General features: G+C 47.7%; 16 protein-coding genes. All 16 read left to right on the forward strand.

Translation table 11 applies throughout. From position 1 onward, the window contains the following. Positions 1 to 159 precede the first annotated feature (159 nt). The 16 genes from IPL17_RS19135 (at position 160) to IPL17_RS19210 (ending at position 21,019) form a co-directional block, all read left to right on the forward strand. The gene (locus tag IPL17_RS19135; protein ID WP_345308686.1) at positions 160 to 2,832 is read left to right on the forward strand and encodes a LuxR C-terminal-related transcriptional regulator; all 2,673 of its coding nucleotides are present in this window, start codon (positions 160 to 162) and stop codon (positions 2,830 to 2,832) included. A gap of 96 nt (positions 2,833 to 2,928) precedes the next feature. Further along, positions 2,929 to 3,204 (forward strand): hypothetical protein, encoded by a 276-nt coding sequence (locus tag IPL17_RS19140; RefSeq protein WP_345308687.1) that lies wholly within the window; start codon positions 2,929 to 2,931, stop codon positions 3,202 to 3,204. Further along, positions 3,201 to 3,704, forward strand: a complete 504-nt coding sequence (locus tag IPL17_RS19145; RefSeq protein WP_345308688.1) for a flavodoxin domain-containing protein — start codon at positions 3,201 to 3,203, stop codon at positions 3,702 to 3,704. Before IPL17_RS19140 ends, IPL17_RS19145 begins: the two co-directional genes overlap by 4 nt. 9 nt (positions 3,705 to 3,713) lie before the next feature. Beyond that, positions 3,714 to 4,142: a hypothetical protein gene (locus IPL17_RS19150; protein ID WP_345308689.1), complete on the forward strand. Its 429-nt coding sequence runs from the start codon at positions 3,714 to 3,716 to the stop codon at positions 4,140 to 4,142. Further along, on the forward strand, positions 4,129 to 4,569 hold the full coding sequence (locus tag IPL17_RS19155) for a hypothetical protein (protein WP_345308690.1): 441 nt from the start codon (positions 4,129 to 4,131) through the stop codon (positions 4,567 to 4,569). The genes IPL17_RS19150 and IPL17_RS19155 overlap by 14 nt, the downstream gene beginning before the upstream one ends. A 35-nt stretch (positions 4,570 to 4,604) precedes the next feature. Beyond that, entirely contained in the window at positions 4,605 to 5,009 is a 405-nt protein-coding gene (locus IPL17_RS19160; protein WP_345308691.1) for an ABC transporter permease, read from the forward strand. Between the two features lie 43 nt (positions 5,010 to 5,052). Beyond that, positions 5,053 to 6,168, forward strand: coding sequence for a twin-arginine translocation signal domain-containing protein (locus IPL17_RS19165; protein WP_345308692.1), 1,116 nt, complete (start codon positions 5,053 to 5,055; stop codon positions 6,166 to 6,168). A gap of 15 nt (positions 6,169 to 6,183) precedes the next feature. Beyond that, a complete protein-coding gene (locus IPL17_RS19170; protein WP_345308693.1) occupies positions 6,184 to 7,296 on the forward strand; it encodes a saccharopine dehydrogenase NADP-binding domain-containing protein in 1,113 nt (370 codons plus the stop codon). Beyond that, positions 7,296 to 8,189 carry a hypothetical protein gene (locus IPL17_RS19175; protein WP_345308694.1) on the forward strand — a complete coding sequence of 298 codons (894 nt, stop codon included), beginning with the start codon at positions 7,296 to 7,298 and terminating at the stop codon, positions 8,187 to 8,189. Before IPL17_RS19170 ends, IPL17_RS19175 begins: the two co-directional genes overlap by 1 nt. A 723-nt stretch (positions 8,190 to 8,912) precedes the next feature. Beyond that, positions 8,913 to 10,235, forward strand: a complete 1,323-nt coding sequence (locus IPL17_RS19180) for an extracellular solute-binding protein (protein ID WP_345308695.1) — start codon at positions 8,913 to 8,915, stop codon at positions 10,233 to 10,235. A gap of 94 nt (positions 10,236 to 10,329) precedes the next feature. Continuing rightward, positions 10,330 to 11,256 (forward strand): sugar ABC transporter permease, encoded by a 927-nt coding sequence (locus IPL17_RS19185; RefSeq protein WP_345308696.1) that lies wholly within the window; start codon positions 10,330 to 10,332, stop codon positions 11,254 to 11,256. Further along, positions 11,253 to 12,083 carry a carbohydrate ABC transporter permease gene (locus IPL17_RS19190; protein WP_345308697.1) on the forward strand — a complete coding sequence of 277 codons (831 nt, stop codon included), beginning with the start codon at positions 11,253 to 11,255 and terminating at the stop codon, positions 12,081 to 12,083. Before IPL17_RS19185 ends, IPL17_RS19190 begins: the two co-directional genes overlap by 4 nt. 5 nt (positions 12,084 to 12,088) lie before the next feature. Next, positions 12,089 to 12,907 carry a glycoside hydrolase family 16 protein gene (locus IPL17_RS19195; protein ID WP_345308698.1) on the forward strand — a complete coding sequence of 273 codons (819 nt, stop codon included), beginning with the start codon at positions 12,089 to 12,091 and terminating at the stop codon, positions 12,905 to 12,907. Between the two features lie 86 nt (positions 12,908 to 12,993). Then, a complete protein-coding gene (locus IPL17_RS19200) occupies positions 12,994 to 13,818 on the forward strand; it encodes a glycoside hydrolase family 16 protein (protein ID WP_345308699.1) in 825 nt (274 codons plus the stop codon). A gap of 11 nt (positions 13,819 to 13,829) precedes the next feature. Next, positions 13,830 to 17,288 carry a hypothetical protein gene (locus IPL17_RS19205; RefSeq protein ID WP_345308700.1) on the forward strand — a complete coding sequence of 1,153 codons (3,459 nt, stop codon included), beginning with the start codon at positions 13,830 to 13,832 and terminating at the stop codon, positions 17,286 to 17,288. Between the two features lie 149 nt (positions 17,289 to 17,437). Continuing rightward, entirely contained in the window at positions 17,438 to 21,019 is a 3,582-nt protein-coding gene (locus tag IPL17_RS19210; protein ID WP_345308701.1) for a substrate-binding domain-containing protein, read from the forward strand. Positions 21,020 to 21,252: the final 233 nt, after the last annotated feature.

Consider the following 21,252-nt stretch of genomic DNA (forward strand, 5'->3'; position numbering starts at 1 on the left):
GCTAAAATTGGTGTGGACATAAAGTCATTATAATCAGTAGTTCATAAAAAATTTAAGCCATGCTAGCAGAGATGGTGTCAGTCAACCCTTTTGCGTTAAGACACCGTAGAATATAAAATAAAAATTATCCAGCGCAAAGTAATTCGGTATAATTTACACATGGGTAATTCAGATTCAGATCAACCCTCACTACGGGCGTCCAAATTATTTTTGCCTGCGCCACCTCCAAACTATGTGACACGCTCGCGGCTCATTCAACGGCTGAATGACGGATTATCATCCGCCCGCCCGCTGACCTTGATCTCCGCGCCCGCAGGATATGGCAAAAGCGCGCTCGCGGCTGAATGGGTGAAACAGGCGAAGTTGCCTATCACATGGCTCGCACTGGACATGGCGGATGATGAGCCTTCGCGTTTCTTCCTCTACTTAATTTCTGCACTTCAAAAAATCGATCCATCCATCGGCGCGGAATTGGCGCTTGCATTGCGTGCAGGTCAACTGCCGCCGCAGGAAATACTGCTTACAGTATTGGTCAATGATCTGCTGGCAACAAAGTCAGCCTTTATTTGTGTGCTGGATGATTTTCAATTCATTCAGGATAAATTTATTCTCGATGTTTTACAGGGGCTGCTAAATCACCAACTCCATCTCGTTATTATCACACGCGAAGATCCCGCTCTGCCGCTTGCGCGATTGCGCGTCAGGAATCAACTTACTGAAATACGCGCAAACGATTTGCGGTTTTCAGGGGATGAAATTCAACGCTTCCTTCTTAACGTGATGCGGATCAGGCTTTCTGGAAAAGATATCTCCCTTTTGGAAGAACGCACCGAAGGCTGGGTGGCTGGTTTGCAGCTTGCGGGGCTATCCATGCAAGGGCGTGAGAATCCATCTGCGTTTGTTGAAGCGCTCAGTGGAAGTCATCGCCATATTCTCAGTTACCTGACCGAGGAAGTGCTAAATAGGCAATCGGCACAAACCCAAAATTTTTTGCTGCAAACATCCATTTTGTCGAAACTGAACGGTGACCTGTGCAGCGCTGTAACAGGTCAGGCGGATAGCGCCGCGTTATTGGAGCAGTCATTCACATCCAATCTGTTTCTCATTCCATTGGATGACGAAGGACATTGGTATCGTTATCATCATCTCTTTGCAGAGTTATTGCTCGATCAACTGCGTCGCTCCAACCCCGAACAAGTGACAGAACTGCACCAACGCGCCAGTCAATGGTACGAAAATCATCACATGTATTCTGACGCGATCGAACATGCGCTTGCGGCTGAGGATTTTAAGCGTGTCATGGATTTACTTGAAACTCATTCATGGGGCTTGCTCAATGAAGGTTCTGCCCGTCGTGTTGAAACCTGGCTGCAATCCATTCCTCTTGAGCAGCGGACCCAGAGTCCGCGCACCAGTTTGAGCTTCGCCTGGATGCACATGTTGCGCGGCAGGTTTGGGCAGGTGGTACCGTATTTAAAGCAGGCAGAGTCCGCGCTTGAAAATATGCCCGAATCAAAAAATACGATGTCCATGCAGGCGGAGTGCTTCGCGCTTCAATCAAACCTGATGCAGGCGCAGGGCAAAATCACTGAATCGATCGAGGCAGCACAGCGCGCCTTGCAGATTGTGGAACCCGAAAATTTCAAGGTTCGTGGTCTGGCATATCTGGGTTTGGGAGCAGGCTATCGTCAGGCAGTGGATTTCGATAAGGCAGTGGACGCGCTTCAGCAAGCCATTCGAGTCAGTCATGAGTCTGGGGATCTGGTCACAGGCACATTGGCGACTACTCATCTTGTGTTGATGTGCCTTCAGCATGGGCGCCTGCGCTTCGCCGCTGAAGTTGGTTCGCAAACCATTGAATGGCTCGAACACTCAGAGGCTGCGTCGCCTCCAATTGTGGGATCGGTGTACGGCGCATTGGGATTGGTCTACTACGAGTGGGATCAAATCGAAAAGGCGCGCGAATATTTCCAACGCGGCATCCGTTTGGGGATGTCATCGGGGCACAATGCCTCTGTGATCTACACCATGATCAATCTGGTGCGTTTATTGCAATCGCAGGGTGATCTTGATTCCGCATCAAAAACGTTATCTGACGCGCTTGAATTATTTCAAACTGGTGCGCCTGGCTGGCTGCGTCCTGGGTTGATCGCTCGGCAAGTCAACCTGTATCTTGCTCAAAATAACATCACAGAAGCAGAGACTGTTTTGAGACAAAGCAATGTTCTGGTCGATGATGAGGTTGCCCATTCAACAGATGAGATTCATGTCGCTTATTTGCGTCTCCTGCTCGAGCGCGGAGAGGATGCGGATCTTAATCAGGGAGTTGCGCTTGCGGCGCGGATCATCTCCCTTTCCGAGAGTAGACAGCGCGGCAGCGCATCCATGCAAGCGTTGACTCTCGGCGCGCTGCTTCATGCAAAATTGGGCGATTCAAAAACAAGCCTGATCTGGTTGGAGCGCGCGTTGGCGCTGGCTGAACCCGAAGGCTATCTTCGCTTGTTTGTGGATGAAGGCTTGCCGCTGGCTGCGTTACTTTACCGCCTTCCAAATTCTGCGTATGCAAAAAAACTACTGGAATTTTTTCCCGCCTCGCCGCAGGAAAACAAAGCACGTCGATCTGATGACGAGTTGATCGAGCCGCTCACCGAACGCGAGTTGGAGATTCTGCGCCTGTTCGCTGATGGATTGAAGTATGCCGAGATCGCCGAACAATTGGTGGTCAGTGTCAACACCGTGCGTTACCATGTCAAAGGGATTTACGGCAAACTAAGCGTGGACAAACAATCCAAAGCGGTAGAGCGGGCACGGGCATTGGGGCTGATCCAATAAACGAAGACTACATCTTTTTCTTGAGCGGACTACATCATCATGTAGTCCGCTTTTGTTTTCAAGGGCGTAGACTGGGAGCGTACAGAAAAGGAAATTATGAACACCCACAATACGAATCAGGATTTACGCTCTTATACGCTCAAACTTTCAGGAACGCTGGACGATGACTTTGTTACTTCCTTCTGCCCATCCGAGACAATCGTGCTGCGCGAGAATGATACGACCAGCCTGTCAAACATCCGCACCGATCAATCGGGCATCATTGGACTCATTCGGAATTTGCATAATCTGGGATGCATCATCCTGTCACTGAATAGTGAATCGATTTCTCTGGAGAATTCCATGCCGAAACTTGAAAGGAACACAACATGAATAAACGCATTCTTATTACGTATGCAACTCGTGCAGGCTCCACCGTTGAAGTAGCCGCAGCCATCGGCGAGAGCCTTGCTCAGCGCGGCTTCGCAGTTGATGTTATTCCTGTGAAGGAAAATCCAAATCTTGCCAATTATCAAGCGGTCATTTTAGGAAGCGCCATCCGCATGGGGAACTGGCTTCCTGAGGCAGTGGAATTCGTCAAAAAGAATCAAGCGCATCTCAGCCAAATGCCGACCGCGTTTTTCACCTGTCACAGACTCAACACGGGCGATGATGAGACCAGCCGCAAGGCGCGTGAGGCGTACACAACTATCGTGCGGCAAATCGTGACTCCGCAAGCTGAAATATTTTTTAGCGGCGAGTTGAATCATTCCAAACTCAACTTCGTGGATCGCACGCTGGCGAAGGCTGTTGAAAAATCCACGAACACACCAGAAGGCGACTTCCGTGATTGGGACAAGATCCACGGCTGGGCGCAAACTATTTTTGCTTAGGAGGCGATGATGAAAAACCAACCTGTTTTGAAAATCCTGATCCCGTTGATCGCGCTGCTGGGAGTGTTCGCCGCCAGCATGGGATTATTCGACCAAACCTCTGGCGAACCTTACGCATTCACCAGCCATCGCGGCGAAGAGGTAATGATTAACGGGCATGGGCTGTATTTCTACGACACGGTCAGTTCCGCTGCCCAGCAACAGGGCAATGATATTGTGACGCTGGTTGTGGGTGTGCCTTTGCTGGTTGTTTCGGCGTGGCTGGCTTTCCGCGGCTCTCTGCGCGGACGCTTACTGTTGACTGGCATACTTGGATTTTTTCTCTACACTTACATGTCCATGTGCATGTTGACATCATTCAATGCGTTGTTCCTTGTCTATGTGGCGCTCTTCGCTCTCAGCCTGTATGCCTTCATTTCTATGCATGATGTCCTTTGACCTGACGACTCTGTCTCAGCATTTCTCTGAACGTTTGCCGCGCGGCTGGATCGCTGGACTGCTATTTGTCATCGGCGGATTTTTGTCGCTCGCCTGGCTGGGAAAAGTTGTACCTCCGCTCATGCAAAATCTGACGCCTGCTCTTGAAAACACGACCACTTTCGTCATCCAGGCAATGGACTTGGGCTTAATCGTGCCGCTTGCGGTTCTGGCTGGCGTTCTGTTGTTACGTCGTAGTGCATGGGGGTATCTGCTGGCATCCGTTTTTGTGATGAAAGCGATTGCACTCGGGCTGGCTGTCAGCGCAATGTGCATCAACATGACACTCGCTGGAACGCCAGATAGTCTGGCGATTATGGTTCCGTTCCTGGCTATTACTGTCGCTAATCTATTCGCGGCGGTGTCCTTGCTCAAGAATGTTGAGTAGATTTCAAAGTCCCGCCAAACAAAAAGGAAAATCTCATGTCTAAAATTATTCGAATCATCGGTGCCATCATTCTCTTCTTTCATGGACTCATCCATCTGATGGGGACAACTGTCTACATGAAATTGGGCAGTCTCGATGGCTTCCCCTACAAGACCAGCATCCTCAACGGTCGCATGGATCTGGGCGAGAGCGGTATTTATATCTTTGGCGTGTTGTGGGCGTTGGCAGCTATCGGCTTCGTTGTAACCACAGTCGGGTTGTTCACCCAATCGAAATGGAATCAATCCTTGCTTGTGGGTGTGTCCATCTTTTCATTGATCTTGACGGGTCTGGATTGGGAGATTGCGTCCACAGGCTTTATTGTCAATGTCGCTATTCTTGCCATTATATGGATCGTGTCTTCGCAAAAACGGCAACGGAAATTAAACCTGTCTGCCTAAAGAGAGTCTTTTGCAAACGCTTTGGAGTAAAAAGGAGAAACTCATGAAACCTCAAAAATCTTTCAATCGTCGGGATTTTCTGAAACTTTCATTGGCGGCAGGCGTAGCCGCAGTAGGAGGAACCACTTTATATGAATACGCCCCGTGGTTGGATTATGAACAACAGGTTGAACAAACCTGGAAACCTCTTGAGAAGGATTCAACCATGTCATCTCAAATGCGGGAGCTCGTCCGTTATGCGACGCTCGCAGCGAATGGTCATAACACTCAGCCATGGAAGTTCTCCATCAAAGAAAGCACTATTGAAATCCACCCTGACTATACCCGCCGTTTGCCAATCGTTGACCCCGATGATCGCGAACTTTGGATCAGCCTGGGTTGTGCGTTGGAGAATCTGGTCATTGCTGCCCGCACTTCTGGCTATGAGAGCGAAGTGGCTTATCCTGATAACAACTCCGAATTTATCGGGGTGCGTCTTGCCAAAAGTACGCCCGTTGCGAATACGCTATTCGACGCCATCCCGTTACGCCAAAATACCCGTTCAGAATATGATGGTCAACCCATCAAGAATGACGATCTTGATCAGATAATGAATCTTCCGCTGGAACCTGGCGTAGAACTGCGCTTTGTCACCAGCCCGTCGGAAATGGAGACTACGCTTGAGTACGTCAATCAGGGCAACTTGAGCCAGTATGCGGATAATGCATTTGTTGATGAGTTGATCGCCTGGCTGCGTTTCAATAAAAAGGATGCGCTGGCTGTCATGGACGGTCTATACTCAGTATGTTCGGGTAATCCTGAAGTGCCGCGCTGGTTGGGGCAGATGTTCGTCGCTGGCACCAAACCCCAGCAGCAGGCAGATATCGATGCAAAAAAACTGCGCAGTTCCGCAGGCGCGGTGCTTGTGGCTTCCGAAGCAGATGACAAATCCAGTTGGGTACGTACGGGACAAGTCTACGAGCGACTGGCGCTCAAGATGACTTCGCTGAACCTCCAATCTGCGTTCCTGAACCAGCCAATCGAAGTGGAAAACTTACGTGGACAATTCCAAAGCGCCATGAATCTGGGATCATCCCTGCCTCAACTACTGCTGCGCTACGGTCATGCCCCAGCCTTGCCGCGCTCCCTGCGCCGATCGGTCGACGAAGTATTAATTTGATGCGAAGGAATAAAAATGAAACCGAAATCTATCTTAATTCTTGGCGGGTATGGCAATGCCGGGTTGGTCATCGCCCGCCTGTTGGTCAGTCAAACAAAAGTTGGGATTATCCTGGCTGGTCGAAACGGTGAGCGGGCGCAACGCGCGGCGGAACAACTCAACGCCGAATTCAAGACCGATTGTGTCAGCGGCATGCAAGTCAACGCCGCCAGCAAAGAGTCTCTCGTCGAGGCTTTCAAGCAAGTTGAGATTGTGGTCGTCGCTTCAAGCACCATCGAATTTACACAAATCGTCGCTGAAGCCGCATTGGACGCAGGGATTGATTACTTTGACGTTCAAATCTCGGTTGCGGCAAAACTTCTGGCGCTGGAAGCCCTGCGTGAGCGGATTCTCAATTCCGGGCGCTGCTTCATCACGGATGGCGGTTATCGCCCAGGCATTCCGGCGGCGATGGTGCGCTACGCCGCGACCCAAATCCCCGAGCTGGAATCTGCGCCGGTCGCCACGGTTTTCCAGGTCAATTGGAAGGAACGCGAATTTGCATCATCCACTGCCGCTGAATTTGTGGATGAGCTGAAAAGCCTCAACCCATTGGTTTTGAAAAACGGGGAGTGGAAGCCCGGCAAAATGAGTGAAATGCTGGATGTAGACTTCGGTGAGCCGTTTGGTCACAAATACTGTATGCCGATGTCCTTGGAAGAGTTTCGTCCATTGCCGGAGTTAATCCCTTCATTAAAGGAGACAGGCTACTATTCTGCTGGATTTGGCGGCGTGATGGATTATGTGATTATCCCACTGGCTTTTCTCCTGTTGGCTATCGCTCCCAACCGCTCCCGAAAGCTGATTGCCCGTCTGGTGGAGTGGGGACTGAAGCAGACAACCCGTCCGCCCTACGGGGCTATCTTGCAGATGAAAGCGCACGGAGCAGGGCATTCGCTGGTGATGACTGTCTTCCATGAGGATTCGTACGTTCTCACCGCCGCGCCAGCCGTCGCCTGCCTTTTGCAGTATCTGGATGGCAGCCTTCAGAAACCCGGTTTGTGGCGACAGGCAACGCTGGTGGAGCCAGTCCGTTTTTTTGAGGATCTCGCCCGCTTTGGGGTGCAGGTCAAAAAGGAAATAAGCTGATGAAAAGACTTGCCCTAAAATTGGGAACATGGGGAGCCATGCTTGGGATGCTGGCTGGTGTTGTGGAACTGAGCATTGGTACCCAGATCCGACCCTGGATTGGTGATAAGGAAAACCCGGTTGTTCTGGGCATCGTCACGCTATTCTTGAGCGGTATGGCTTTTGTTTCCATGACTATCGCATCCAAACAGGACGCGCTAACCAACGATGGTAAACTGGCAATTTTCCTGGGTGTGTTGTTACCCGCAGCGATTTGTTTTACAACGGTGGGGCGACTCTGGTACCTGCCGGGAATTCTGTTGATAGTATCAGTATTGTTTCTTGCTTTTGAGTTCTGGATGAATTCCCAAGCAAGAGATGTACCTGTTTCATCTGAACGGACACGGAAAATGATTGCGGCGATTGGCAGTCTGGTCATTCTCCTTTCAATCGGATTGGCATTTTGGAAGAGCGCGTTCGGTTTATTCCAAGTCGAAATTCCGGTCAGGGTGGATCGCGTTCGCTTGGAAATTCTGCCAATGGACTTTGTTCGCCGCACCGCATTAACCAACGGCGCAATGCTGATCGAAAACATCGAATCCAGTCAGGTGATGGGTGTCTATATCTTGCTGATCTTGGGTTCTGTGCTCGCATTGATCGCCAGCCTGACATCTTCTCGTCTATTTACTGGGATTGGCGGGGGTGTTGTCTTGATCGGTTTACTGCTCTTCCTGATCTGGCTGCCATCGATTTTGTCACAAGCACAATACACACCTGGATTTCCCAGCCTCCTCAAATCTTTGGGGTGGGGATGGTATCTTTCAACTACCGGCATGGTCATGATTTTGAGTGGCGTTTTTCCCAAATTTGATAGTAAGAGCATTGTATTTTGTAAGAATAGTGATACAAAATAAACAAATTGATAAGGGTAGTTTTCTTGACCTATTTGGGTTTGTACAGGAGCAAAGCAAGGTCTAGGATCGCGGGTTCGTTCAAAGATGTCCGATAATGGAACTCGCGTGCGTAACTGTTTTTCAGTCCTGTTTTCACGCAAATATGGGTCAGATTTAACAAAAAAACCGCCTTTTGGGGGCAGTTTTTTTATTTATTCTTGGCGGTCCCGACGGGGAAAGAACCCGTGAAGCGTAACTATTTACCTACTGACTTTGAGTTGATTTTGTATCTTTTCAGGAGTTTTTCCTGTAAAGACTTGCTCATTTTTCGTGCGGACACTGAGACTGTCAAGCAATTTCTGGGCGATTTCGTTAAAGTCGAGACAAATGTCGACTTCTGTTCACTAGTGTCACCAAGAGAATTGTTGTACTTCTCCAATATAGGGCGGATGAAAGAAGTAGCCAGCACAATGGTTCTTTAGTATCTTTGGTTAGAACCAAGAAAACCATAATTACTGAATATAAAAAGTGAACGCTTTGTGCTAAAAAATGTTCATTTTGTGCGTCTCTTTCGCTTGTTTAATTTTATAATGATTAGAGATTTTTCGTTAATACTTTAATCAAATTCACATATTATTATGAGGAGGAGGCTCGCGTAAACATATACAAAAATGGCTTCACTAAAGAATAATCAGGAATTCAATCCATGCATTTAATATAGATTAATATAGGAGAAGAAAAGAAATGCGTACTTCAAAAATAGTTCTTTCCGTTTTATTCGTGTTAAGCATTTTGATTACTGCGTGCGGAGCCGGCACTTCAGCAACTCAAGCGCCGGCGGCCGGTTCAGAACCGGTCACCTTGCGCGTTCTTGTCCACCAGAATCCCCCGATGGTGGATTTTATGAATACCTTCAACGCAAAATTCCAGGAAAAATATCCAAACATTACTATAGATATGGCTGTTGTTAATGCCAATGATCTAAGCACCGTGACTCAGACCCGCCTGACTGCCAACGACGTGGATGTTGTTGACATGTTTGGTTTTTCCAATGCCGCGCAACCTTACATGAAAAATGTGGATCCACCCAACTGGCAAGCATTGATTCAGGCCGGCCTATTGATGGATATTACAGACCAACCTTTCCTTAAAAATTACGATCCTTCCGCTATTGAGGATGCCGGTTCGTTTGAAGGAAAAGTTTATGCGATTAACCTCGGGCGCGTCTCCTACAGCGGTGTCTACTATAACAAAGATATGTTTGCCGCAAATAATGTTAAAGTTCCCACGACATGGGCTGAACTTGTAACAGCTTGTGAGACCTTTAAGGCTGCCAACATCCCTTGCATGACCGCTGGCGGTAAGGATGGCTGGCCGATTTTTGTAGGCGCTTATGGACTCCTTGGTGCTGAATATCCCGATCAGGCTGGTTTGGTGCAAGGCCTTTGGGAAGGTACAGTTAAATGGAATGACGCCACGTCTCTCGATATGTGGAAAAAGATGCAGATTTATGCCCGTGATATGATGGAAGAAGGCGCCAGCGGTGTTGCAGCTGATGCAGCTCCCGGTCGTTTTGCATCTGGGGCGGTTGCGATGTTCCCCTCCGGCACATGGTCTGCGGCTGCCATTGAAACCTCCCAACCCGCCTTCCAATGGGGTTATATTCCCTTCCCCGGCAGCGATAGTGCAGATGCGAATAAATACCTGTTCGGCAAGTATGATCAAGGCTGGGCTGTTGCCGCCAAGACCCCTAACAAGGACGCTGCCATGTTGTACTTGAGTGAATTCTCTGATCCTGCCAATTATCAGGCATTTGTTACTGCTGTTGGGTTCATTCCCACACAGCCGGGTGCCAAGCTGGATACACAGATCGGGCAGGAAGTTGCTCCTTATCTTGCCAACTTCCGAGTAGGCTACGAACAATACTGGGTTGCTCCCAAAGGAACCGGTCAATGGGCCAGCCCCTTTGCTTCATTCTTCAAACCTTTCAACGAGTGGGATGATGCCGCGAAATTAGCGGATCAGGCTCAGGCTGATCTTCAAGCCGGACTAGACGCCAACAAATAATACAGTTTTCTTTGTGCAGGCTTCGCTTTCCGTACAAACGGAAGGAGAAGCCTGCACACTCTATCCACTCTATGTGTGAAAATGGAGGAAGGCTATGATGTATCATTTTGGTCGTGGTTGGGCAAGACTTCTCCCTTACCTATTACTCCTGCCGGGGATTTTATTTTACCTGCTTATTGCCCTGGGACCTTCCCTGGCTACAACCGTTTATTCCTTTACCGATGTCAGCGGTTTACCCGGTGTGCCTGTCCATTGGATTGGGCTGAATAATTATAAAGAATTCCTTTTGCTGGGTCAGGCAGCTAAGGATAATTATGCCATCTTCGGGCGAACCCTGATCTTCTGCTTTTTCGTTACAACCATCCAATTTGGATTAGGTTTGTTCGTGGCAATGCTTGTCAATCAGCCGTTGAAGGGTGTTAACTTTTTTCGCACCTTGTACTTCATGCCTGTCATTTTAGGCGCGGTCATTCAAGGATTGATCTGGTCCCTTTTTCTTTACCCGTTGGGAGGCCCGGTTGCCAAGATACTGGAATTCTTCGGCACGCGTTCGGAATTTTTTGGCGGACAGCCAACTGAAGCATTTGCCTGGGTAATCGTTGTCCAGATCTGGGCCAATATGGGGATGACGATGGTGATTTTCATCTCAGGGTTGCAGACCATTCCATCAGAACTTTACGAAGCAGCCCGGATCGACGGCGCGAGCGGCTGGCAGGTTTTTTCCAAAGTCACCTGGCCTTTGCTGACCCCCAGTGTGAACACGAATCTAACCTTGAACATCATCGGTTCTTTGCAGGCATGGCAGTTGTTCCTGGTACTCCTGGGTTATAGAAATGGAACACAGGTATTGGGATATACGATTTTTGCCCAGGGTTTTGGACAAACATCGGGTAGTGTAACAACCAGTTTCCGCCAGGGCTATGCTGCGTCTGCTTCGATCGTTCTATTCTTCATCGTGCTCGTAATTGGCATGGCAACACAGTATATTCTGCGGCGCAGAGAGGAGCGGATACTCGGATGAAAACCATAACAGGTAGAAACATTAACTGGGGACGTGTTGGAAGTTACGCTGCCCTGCTGCTCTTTACAGTCATCTATGCCGGTCCTTTGCTCATGCTGGTTAATACCGCATTTAAAACCCTGCCGGAATTCATGAAGGATGCCACTGCCCCGGCGACTTCTCTGGGCTTCAAAAATTTTGTTGAAGCATGGACAAAAGCCAATTTTCCGCGCTATCTTACCAACACACTGATATATACAATTTCAGCAACAACAATTTACGTGATCACTGCGGTTTTTGTGGCTTTCCCGATTGCGCGCGGTTATGTCAAAGGTGCCAATTTGCTGCTCACTATGTTCATCATAGCATTATTCCTGCCCACAGGGTTGATTCCACAGTTTCAATTGATGTTGCGCCTTGGGCTTTACAACAATCCGATCGGATACATCCTTCTCTTCTTAATTAACCCGGTTGGCATCGTCATTCTTGTAAACTACATAAAATCAATCCCCAAAGAGCTGGATGAGGCAGCAGCGCTGGATGGCTGCGGGTACTTCCAATTTATTATCCAAATCGTTTTTCCGTTGATTCAACCCGCTATCGCCACGGTGACCATCCTGCACGCGATCGGTATTTGGAACGAGCTGGTTTTGCCGACGATCTATCTGACTAACAAAGATTATTACCCGATCACGCGCGGCATGATCGTGTTTCAAGGCGTTTATGGCAGTAACTGGCCCACGCTTGCGGCCGCTGTGCTAATCATGACCCTCCCCATGTTGATCCTTTATTTGGTGTTACAGCGCTATATTATTTCAGGCTTAACGCAAGGCGCAATCAAAGGCTGATCAACATGTCAAACCGTTTTCTTTCAAAAGCCATCCTTGCGCTTATCGTCACCGTCGTATGCGTTTCATGCGGAGTCACACCGACAGCGACGCCCATCGCTCCACCACCCGGTTGGGAATTAAAGTGGCATGATGAATTCGATGGTAAAGAGATTAACGCATCCAATTGGACTTATGATCTGGGTGCCGGTGGTTGGGGCAATGGCGAAGCTCAAAATTACACCGCCCGCCCCGAAAACGCACGTGTGGAAAATGGCATGTTGGTAATCGAGGCACGGCAGGAAAAATTTGAAGACTCATACTACACATCTGCCCGTCTGAAGACACAAGGATTGCAGGACTTTCAATACGGACGGATTGAAGCACGTCTCAAGGTTCCCAGCGGTAAAGGTCTCTGGCCTGCTTTCTGGATGCTTGGTTCTGAGTTCAACGGCGGAAACTGGCCTGACTGCGGCGAAATCGATGTGATGGAACACCTCGGCAAAGAACCGGATTTGATCTTTGGCACTATTCATGGACCCGGCTATTCAGGCGCGCTCGGCCTCACCAAATGGAATCGCCAAGCATATAACATCGCTGATGATTTTCATACGTACGCGATCGAGTGGGAAGCCGACCAGGTTAATTGGATCTATGATGGCACAAAATATTTCACCGTCACGCGCGCTGATGTTGGAGAACGGGACTGGGTCTTCAACCAGAAATTTTTTATCATCCTCAATCTTGCTGTCGGCGGAAATTTCCCCGGGCCGATTGGTCTTGATGTTGTCTTCCCCAAACAACTACTCGTGGACTATGTCCGCGTATATCAAAAATTACCATAGAGGGTTGTATGTTGCATTATTCTTTCGGGAATAAACTGACAAACAGGGCGCAGTGCATAACTCTATGATTGATTATGGAATCCACCATGTCTGCCCATGATAAAAAATTTTCCGCTGCAAAATCCGAGATCATATTTTTTGACGATTTCATATCTAACACACTTGACCGATCCAAATGGAATGTAGAAATTACCGGACAGGTAGTCAACAACGAACAACAGGCGTATATCGATTCTACCGAGACACTTTATATTCAACCCGGTGACGTGGACACAGCGCACGGCTCGCTCGTAATCCATCCGCGTTATCGCGCAGGATATGTTACACCGCAGGGCGAGAGTTATGATTTTGTCTCAGGCCGCATCAATACTCGCGAAAAAATGGAATTTATCCGCGGCAATATTTCTGCGCGCATAAAACTATCCGCTGGAACGGGATTGTGGCCTGCTTTTTGGGCAATGGGTGTTGATGGCGAATGGCCTCGGAATGGGGAGATTGACATCATGGAAAACACCGGAGAACCGGATTGGACAAGTGTGGCGCTTCATGGCCCGGGTTATTCAGGAGAAACCCCGCTGGTTAACAAGCAATATTTTTCAGCAACGAATAACGCCACTGCATGGCACATCTATTCCATTGATTGGACAGCATCCGACGAATTGCTATTCAAAATTGATGGAGAACTAATTTACCGCGCAACCCGCCCAATGATCGAATATTACGGCGCATGGGTCTTTGACAGTAAAAAATTTCTTATCCTAAACTGCGCGCTCGGCGGCACATACCCATTCAAGACAAATGGAGTTCGTTCTCCTTACAATGGAATACCGCAGGCAACTGTTCGATCCATTCAAAATAATGAAACCAAAATATTGGTTGACTGGGTAAAGGTAAGTGCTGAAGTTCCATAGGAAAAGCAAATATGAATCAGATACAACCGATATTTATTGGCGACACGGCTCAAAAACACCTGGAACGTGATATCCGCGGCGAATATGTCTCCCTGCTTGGCGATGTATTTTATAAGATCAAAAATTATGATGCCATGGAACCATTCTTTATGAGCATCGTCAGCAGTACCGATCACTGGCTGTTTATCTCATCCAGTGGCGGGCTTTCGGCAGGACGCGTCAGTGCCGAACAATCATTATTTCCCTATTACACAGTTGATAAACTTACCGAAAACAGCGAGAATACCGGCAATAAAGCCATCCTTCTTGTCATAACTGCTGGAAGAAAAAACCTCTGGGAGCCGTTTTCAGAACGGTATCAGGGTAATTATCGTATCGAACGAAATATTTATAAAAACGTTGCCAGTACCACGGTTCTTTTTGAAGAGGTCAATCATAGCTTGGGATTAACCTATCGCTACGCCTGGCGAACCAGTGATATCTTTGGCTTTATCAAAACAACCTGGCTGTCAACTCAAAACGAATCACCCTGTCAAATTGAAATTATCGACGGAATCCAGAATATCCTGCCTGCCAATGTCGCCATGTTAACTCAGAACGCGTACAGTTCTCTTTTGGATGCCTACAAGCGCAGCGAACTGTACCCCGAAACTGGTCTTGCCATCTTTGCATTAAATTCCACCCTGACAGACCTTGCAGAACCCAGCGAGTCGCTTTTGGCAACCACGGTTGTGCAGATTGGGCTTAATCAAGCTCACTACCTACTCTCATCTCGTCAACTTGAACGATTCCGTGCTGGCATGGGCGTGGAAAACGAAACAGAAGTGCGCGGCCAGCGCAGCGCTTACTTTGTGCATACTGTTTTAAACCTCGCCTCAGGCGCTGAACATGTCTGGCATATAGTGGCAGATGTCAGCCAGGACAGCGCTGCGATTGTCAGCTTGTTAAAAAAAATAAGCGAGAATCGCTCCGGTTTATCAAATGACATCGAGAGAGACATCGCAATAAATAAATCAAAACTTGAGAAAATTATTGCCAGCGCAGATGGCTTGCAGATATCCGGTGATGAACTTTGTACCGCTCATCATTTTTCCAATGTGATGTTCAACGTGATGCGCGGCGGAATTTTTACCGATGGATACCGTCTTCACAAACAGGATTTCATTGAATTTATTTCCATTCGTAACCGTGCTATTCTCGATGAAAATAAATCTTTCTTTTCAGAATTGCCCGATGAAATAAATCTCCTCGATCTTCAAATTCGTGCGGAAAGAAATGGGGCAGAAGATTTGATCCGCTTGAGCTATGCCTATTTGCCGTTGTCGTTCAGTCGCCGTCACGGCGACCCCAGCCGTCCATGGAATCGTTTTGTGATCGACATCAAAAAGCAGGATGGTTCTTTGATGTTGGGTTATGAAGGAAATTGGCGCGATATTTTTCAAAACTGGGAAGCGCTTGCTTATTCTTACCCACAATATATTGAAAGTATGATCTGTGTGTTCCTGAATGCTGCAACAGCAGATGGCTATAATCCCTATCGAATTACCAGCAAGGGAATTGAATGGGAAATTCCAGAACCCGGCAATCCTTGGGCAAATATTGGCTATTGGAGTGACCATCAAATTATTTATCTTCAAAAATTAATGGAAATTAGTGTGAAGGCGCATCCGGGCAAGCTTCAGAAATTTCTTTCGCGGCCAATGTTTAGTTATGCAAACGTGCCCTACCAGATCAAGCCTTATGTTGATTTGCAAAAAGATCCATATAATACGATCGACTTCAACTGGAACCTGGAACGGGAGATTGAGCAGCGTGTGAAGGAATACGGCTCGGACGGAAAGCTGACTTGTACAAAAAATAATCGTGTATTCCATGCAACTCTTGCAGAAAAACTGCTTACGTTACTGCTTGCTAAGCTTGCGAATTTTGTCCCCGAAGGCGGCATCTGGATGAACACCCAGCGCCCGGAGTGGAATGATGCCAACAATGCTCTGGTTGGCAAAGGCTTGTCGGTTGTGACACTTGGCTATTTGCGGCGCATCATTGTTTTTTGCAAAGAGTTGTTGCAGCAGAGCGACAGCAGTACCTTTCAAATTAGCGTGGAAGTTCAGAGATTCTATTCACAAGTATTTCAAATTCTAATTCAATTCAAAAGCAATCTAACGGCCTCCTTCACTGATGAACAAAGGCGCTCTGTGATGGACGCGCTGGGCCAGGCAGGTAGTGACTATCGCTGGAATTATTATTCCCAGGGGTTTTCAAGTAAATCTGCCAATTTACAGACATCAGAATTACTTACATTTTTCGATCTGACACAGCAGTACATTGAACATTCATTACGCGCCAATAAACGCAGTGATAATTTGTACCATTCATACAATATTCTTCATCTCGACGACGGGATCGCATCCATCAGCCCGCTTTATGAAATGTTGGAAGGGCAAGTTGCCATTCTTTCCTCGGGTCTGCTTTCGGGTGAAGAGTCATTGGCACTCCTGGAAAGTTTGAGGCACAGCCAGCTTTACCGCGCAGACCAACACAGTTACATCCTCTATCCTGATCGGAAACTAGCAGGTTTCCTTGAAAAGAACCGCATGACATCCGAACAGGTAGGCAGTTTGGCATTGTTTCCAGAGCTGGTAAATGCTCATGATAAGACTCTCGTCACCCAGGATGTGATTGGCGATTACCACTTCAGCGGTCACATCCGAAATTTGAAAGACGTGACTCATTCACTCGAAGTCTTAAGCGCCCAGCCCCACTTTACACAATTGGTGCAAAACGAGTCGCAAAAGATAAAGGCTTTGTTCGAATATATTTTCCGCCACGATGAATTTACTGGTCGTTCCGGAACCTTCTTCGCTTATGAAGGATTAGGGAGCGTGTACTGGCACATGGTTTCCAAACTTTTACTGGCAGTACAAGAGACAGTCATTCGCACAAGGAATGCACCGACCGCCAATGCGCTAATCGAAAAATACAAAGACATTCGTAATGGGCTAAGTTTTAAAAAAGCGCCTGACGTTTATGGCGCATTTCCCACCGACCCTTACTCACACACGCCCAAAGGCCAGGGCGCCAAACAACCCGGCATGACTGGTCTGGTTAAGGAAGAAATATTAACACGACAGGCGGAACTTGGGTATTCCATCGATAACGGGAATCTGGCTTTTGACTTCCTGTTGTTGGATCAAAATGAATTTCTCCGCAATACATCGGTGTTCACCTACGTAAACGTTGACGGGCAGAAGCAGGATATTGAACTCACAGAAAATTCCCTCGCTTATTCAATCTGTCAGACCCCGGTAATCCTTCAGGCGTCAATTGTAAATCGTATAACCGTCCATTTGACTGATGAAAGCATCCAGCAGATCGAAGGGTATGTGTTAGATGCCGTCAATAGCCAACATATCTTCCAGCGGGATGGCGTTGTTCATCATTTGGTTGTTTCCACCGTACCCAATAAGTAACCCTCATTCCAACTCAATTCACTCAATTATTGAGACATGTATTCATTATGGATGCGTGTCTCATTGGTGCTATTAAGTCATGACAGGCATTGTTGATATTAACAGTATAATTTGGTCATAGAGTACATTTGAATCTGTGACTCAGCCCAATGCCAAACCAAACAAGCAAACTAATTCCCACAATCGGTGTATTAGCCTCCTGGCAGGTTTATGCAGGCACGCTAAACACTTTACTCCGTCCAATCCTCCAGGGGATTCGCGATTCAGCACATGAACAGAAATGCAATGTGCTCATCGCCTCTGGTGTTGTCTCTTCCTTCAACCCCAAAATTCGCACCGCTTGGCCTATCCTTTCGCCCGAAGTAGATTTTCTCCCTGTTGGCTCATGGAATACGGATGGTTTGATCGTAATCGCGCCTCACAATCCAGAGGATGTCAAGTCACGTCATCTTGAACAAGTCATTGCAGCAGGACATCCTGTTGTATTCATCGAAAGCGCGGATCGCGAACTTTCTGTCAGTCTGGATAATGCCGATGGTGTATGGCAGGCTCTCGTTCATTTGAAGCAGCATGGACATCAACGAGTTGCTTTTATCGGCGGAGAAGCGGGCCGCCCAGGGGATGGTCCCGAACGTCTCCAAGCTTTTTTATCTGGCTGTCAAAAACTTGGTTTGGAAATCGATCAAAGCCTGGTGGCTTATGGGAGTTTCACTACTCCAGGCGGATTTCAAGCCATGCGGCAAATTATGGAAGGCCGCGCGTTATTTTCTGCGGTGCTGGCTTGTAACGATGAATCAGCCATCGGCGCCATGCAAGCGATAAAAGCGGCAGGGTTGCGAATACCGCAGGATATCGCCGTGATCGGTTTCGATAATCGTTTTGAAGCCCGCATCCAGAATCCGACGCTGACAACCATAAACCAACCCGCATATGAAATAGGATTTCAGGCGCTCGAATTGATGCTGCGGCGTTTGCAGCGAATTGATAATACTACACGTGCAATCCGCGTCCCTGCTAAATTAGTCATTCGTGAATCATGCGGATGCAAACACGATGCACTGAACATCCGTGCCCTGTCGGAAGTATCAAATACGGATGGTGAATTCGAAACTTCCATTTCAATTAATTCAGTTGCGCAAGCCATGAGCGAGAGGGTCTTCGCGGAAGTGGGTCAACTACGCATGAATACCATTCAAATCCAATGCCTTGCTCTTGCGAATGCGTTTATCTTTAGCATTAATCAGCGGGATGGTAAGCCATTTGAATCTGCGATTTCCGACATACTTGAATATGTTAAAAGGTTTAATGAAGATGCACTTGCCTGGCAATCTGCAATTTCTGTTTTAACGATTTGGTGGCAGAAATTTTCAGAATTTGAGCGATACCACAACACCCAGCATCAAGTCAGTGGGTGGCTGGACCAGGCGCGCATCAAGATTGCGGAGTGTGCACAATTTCAACTCCTGAGATATTTCGGCAGTCAGGATGATTTCACCCAACAACTCAGTCTCATGTCTGCCGAGTTGGGCGAAGCCCTCAGTCCCGCGCAAATGCAGTCCATTATGAATCGATATTTGACGGCGCTAAACATCCAACATGCCCAACTAATTTTGTTTGAAGCACAAGAGGATGATCCCGTAGCTTTGAGTATTCTGCCATCTGGGTTTGACGCTTCATCTCCTAGTCAGGCATACCGCTTCGCCACCCGACAGTTTCCTCCCCCCGGGCTTTATCCCGCCACACAACCCTATCAGTTGGCATTACTGCCGATTGCCATCATGGAAAAACCAGTGGGATATGTTGCCTTCGATGCTGCCAATCTTATTCCGTGTTTGGCTGTTGTGCGTCAACTAGCATCAAGGTTGGAAAGCATACGTCTTTATCAGGAAGCCGCAGATGGACGTCGGCTGGCAGAGGAAGCCAATCGTTTAAAGAGCCGCTTTCTCTCAACGGTCAGTCATGAACTTCGCACGCCGCTCAACCTGATCGTTGGCCTGAGCGAAATGCAATTAAAACAACCAACTACAGATGTTCACGAAACTTTGCAACGGATTTATACCAATGCCCAGCATCTCGGACATCTCATCCGCGATGTGCTTGACCTTGCCAGTAGTGACGCGGGCCAATTGCACCTATTTTGCGAGCTGCTTGACTTGGGCGAAACGTTTCAGGCGGTTATCGAAATTGGAAAGCAACTCGCGCAAGATAAAGGACTTGATTGGCAGATTCAGATCCCAAAGCAGCTTCCACAAGTATGGGGTGACCGTACCCGCCTTCAACAAGTAGCACTCAACCTGATTGCTAATGCCGTAAAGTTCACAGCGCAAGGACAAGTATCTCTTCGCATCGAAGTTGGGGAAAAACATCTCGTTGTCTCTGTGCAAGATACCGGGCTCGGAATTCCACTAGACGAGCAGGCTTGGATCTTCGATGAGTTTCGTCAATCGGAACATACGGCGGCACGTGGCTTTGGCGGATTGGGGCTTGGGCTCGCAATCTGTAAACAGTTGATAGAACTTCACAACGGAGAAATTGGCGTCCAGTCTTCAGGCGAGGAAGGACACGGCTCGACTTTTTATTTCCGCCTGCCAATGCTGGATGACACGGATAAACTGCTTCAAGACCCCAATCCTTTCTGGAAACAAACTGTCTTGATTCTGGCTAATGAAATTAAATCTGCCAAGTCACTACAACATCGATTACTGAATAGTGGATTCAAAGTGGAAATACAATCTGTCACAGAAATCCCTGATTGGCTTTCACGTTTATTATCCAATCCGCCAGGCGCGCTTGTATTGGATATGCAGATCGCCTCCAAATATGGAATGGAAGTTCTTAAAGTGGTCAAGGAAAATCCAAAGACAAAGAATATTTCAGTTTTGTTCTATTCCTTTGCCCCAGGGCAGGAAACTGGCTCAATGCTCGAACTTGATTATCTGATGAAGCCCATCGACTCAGATGAATTATTTCATTCGCTTGCCCGTCAGGGATGGGCGGCGGATGAAAAAGAAAAATCAAAAACTATACTCATTGTTGATGACGAACTTGGTTTTCTTGATCTGTATTCTGAGATCATTCAAAGACTCTCCTCAAGTCATCGTGTGCTCAAAGCTCGTGATGGGCTTGAGGCATTACATATCCTGCAACAAACCCGCGTTGATCTGGTCTTACTGGATCTGATGATGCCAAAAATGGACGGATTTGGTGTCCTCGCACAAATGCGTAAATGGGAAACTACACGTGACACAGCCGTAATCGTGTTAACCTCCAAGACGCTTATGGATGCAGATATGACCCGCCTCAGTCAAGGGGTTGCAACCGTCCTGGGCAAAGGCTTGTACGATTTAAATGAAATGCTTTCGCGCTTTGAATCCGCGCTCAACCACAATCATAAACTAGGTAGTGAATCTCAGCATATTGCCAGACAAACAATGGCTTATATTCATGAACATTATACCGAGCCAATTACCCGTGCAGATATTGCAAAACAGATTAACGTAAGCGAAGGGCATCTTGCGCGTTGTTTTCAACGGGAGACTGCCCTCACTCCAACCGCCTATCTAAATCGCTATCGGGTCAATCAGGCAAAAACATTGCTCATCTCAACCGACCAAAGTATCGCATCCATTGCAATAAAAGTTGGCTTCTCAGACAACAATTATTTCAGCCGTGTTTTTCGTCACGAAATTGGCGAAACGCCCCTATCCTATCGACGTAAACAACTTGCTTAGATTGTGTTTCAAGATTTTTTGTTTATGAATTGTAGTTCCGCCAAACAATAAGTAGTGTGGCGCTACAGGTTCCGAGATCGCGGGTTCGTTAAAAGATGCCCGATAATGGAACTCGCGGTGCGTAACTATTTTTTACCCCTCTCCTTACGCTAAAACTGGTAAAAAGCAACATAAAACCGATCTTTTAGGGGTGATCCTCTTGTTTACTATTGGCAATCCCAAGGAGGATCGCA

It is taken from the genome of Candidatus Villigracilis saccharophilus, assembly GCF_016711665.1.

Excerpts from the sequence above, each read along its gene's own strand:
- IPL17_RS19190 (WP_345308697.1), top strand. The coding sequence starts at position 11,253 with ATGAAAACCATAACAGGTAGAAACATTAACTGGGGACGTGTTGGAAGT.
- IPL17_RS19170 (WP_345308693.1), top strand. The coding sequence starts at position 6,184 with ATGAAACCGAAATCTATCTTAATTCTTGGCGGGTATGGCAATGCCGGG.
- IPL17_RS19200 (WP_345308699.1), top strand. The coding sequence starts at position 12,994 with ATGTCTGCCCATGATAAAAAATTTTCCGCTGCAAAATCCGAGATCATA.
- IPL17_RS19145 (WP_345308688.1), top strand. The coding sequence starts at position 3,201 with ATGAATAAACGCATTCTTATTACGTATGCAACTCGTGCAGGCTCCACC.
- IPL17_RS19205 (WP_345308700.1), top strand. The coding sequence starts at position 13,830 with ATGAATCAGATACAACCGATATTTATTGGCGACACGGCTCAAAAACAC.
- IPL17_RS19175 (WP_345308694.1), top strand. The coding sequence starts at position 7,296 with ATGAAAAGACTTGCCCTAAAATTGGGAACATGGGGAGCCATGCTTGGG.
- IPL17_RS19165 (WP_345308692.1), top strand. The coding sequence starts at position 5,053 with ATGAAACCTCAAAAATCTTTCAATCGTCGGGATTTTCTGAAACTTTCA.
- IPL17_RS19155 (WP_345308690.1), top strand. The coding sequence starts at position 4,129 with ATGATGTCCTTTGACCTGACGACTCTGTCTCAGCATTTCTCTGAACGT.
- IPL17_RS19210 (WP_345308701.1), top strand. The coding sequence starts at position 17,438 with ATGCCAAACCAAACAAGCAAACTAATTCCCACAATCGGTGTATTAGCC.
- IPL17_RS19195 (WP_345308698.1), top strand. The coding sequence starts at position 12,089 with ATGTCAAACCGTTTTCTTTCAAAAGCCATCCTTGCGCTTATCGTCACC.
- IPL17_RS19150 (WP_345308689.1), top strand. The coding sequence starts at position 3,714 with ATGAAAAACCAACCTGTTTTGAAAATCCTGATCCCGTTGATCGCGCTG.
- IPL17_RS19135 (WP_345308686.1), top strand. The coding sequence starts at position 160 with ATGGGTAATTCAGATTCAGATCAACCCTCACTACGGGCGTCCAAATTA.
- IPL17_RS19160 (WP_345308691.1), top strand. The coding sequence starts at position 4,605 with ATGTCTAAAATTATTCGAATCATCGGTGCCATCATTCTCTTCTTTCAT.
- IPL17_RS19185 (WP_345308696.1), top strand. The coding sequence starts at position 10,330 with ATGATGTATCATTTTGGTCGTGGTTGGGCAAGACTTCTCCCTTACCTA.
- IPL17_RS19140 (WP_345308687.1), top strand. The coding sequence starts at position 2,929 with ATGAACACCCACAATACGAATCAGGATTTACGCTCTTATACGCTCAAA.
- IPL17_RS19180 (WP_345308695.1), top strand. The coding sequence starts at position 8,913 with ATGCGTACTTCAAAAATAGTTCTTTCCGTTTTATTCGTGTTAAGCATT.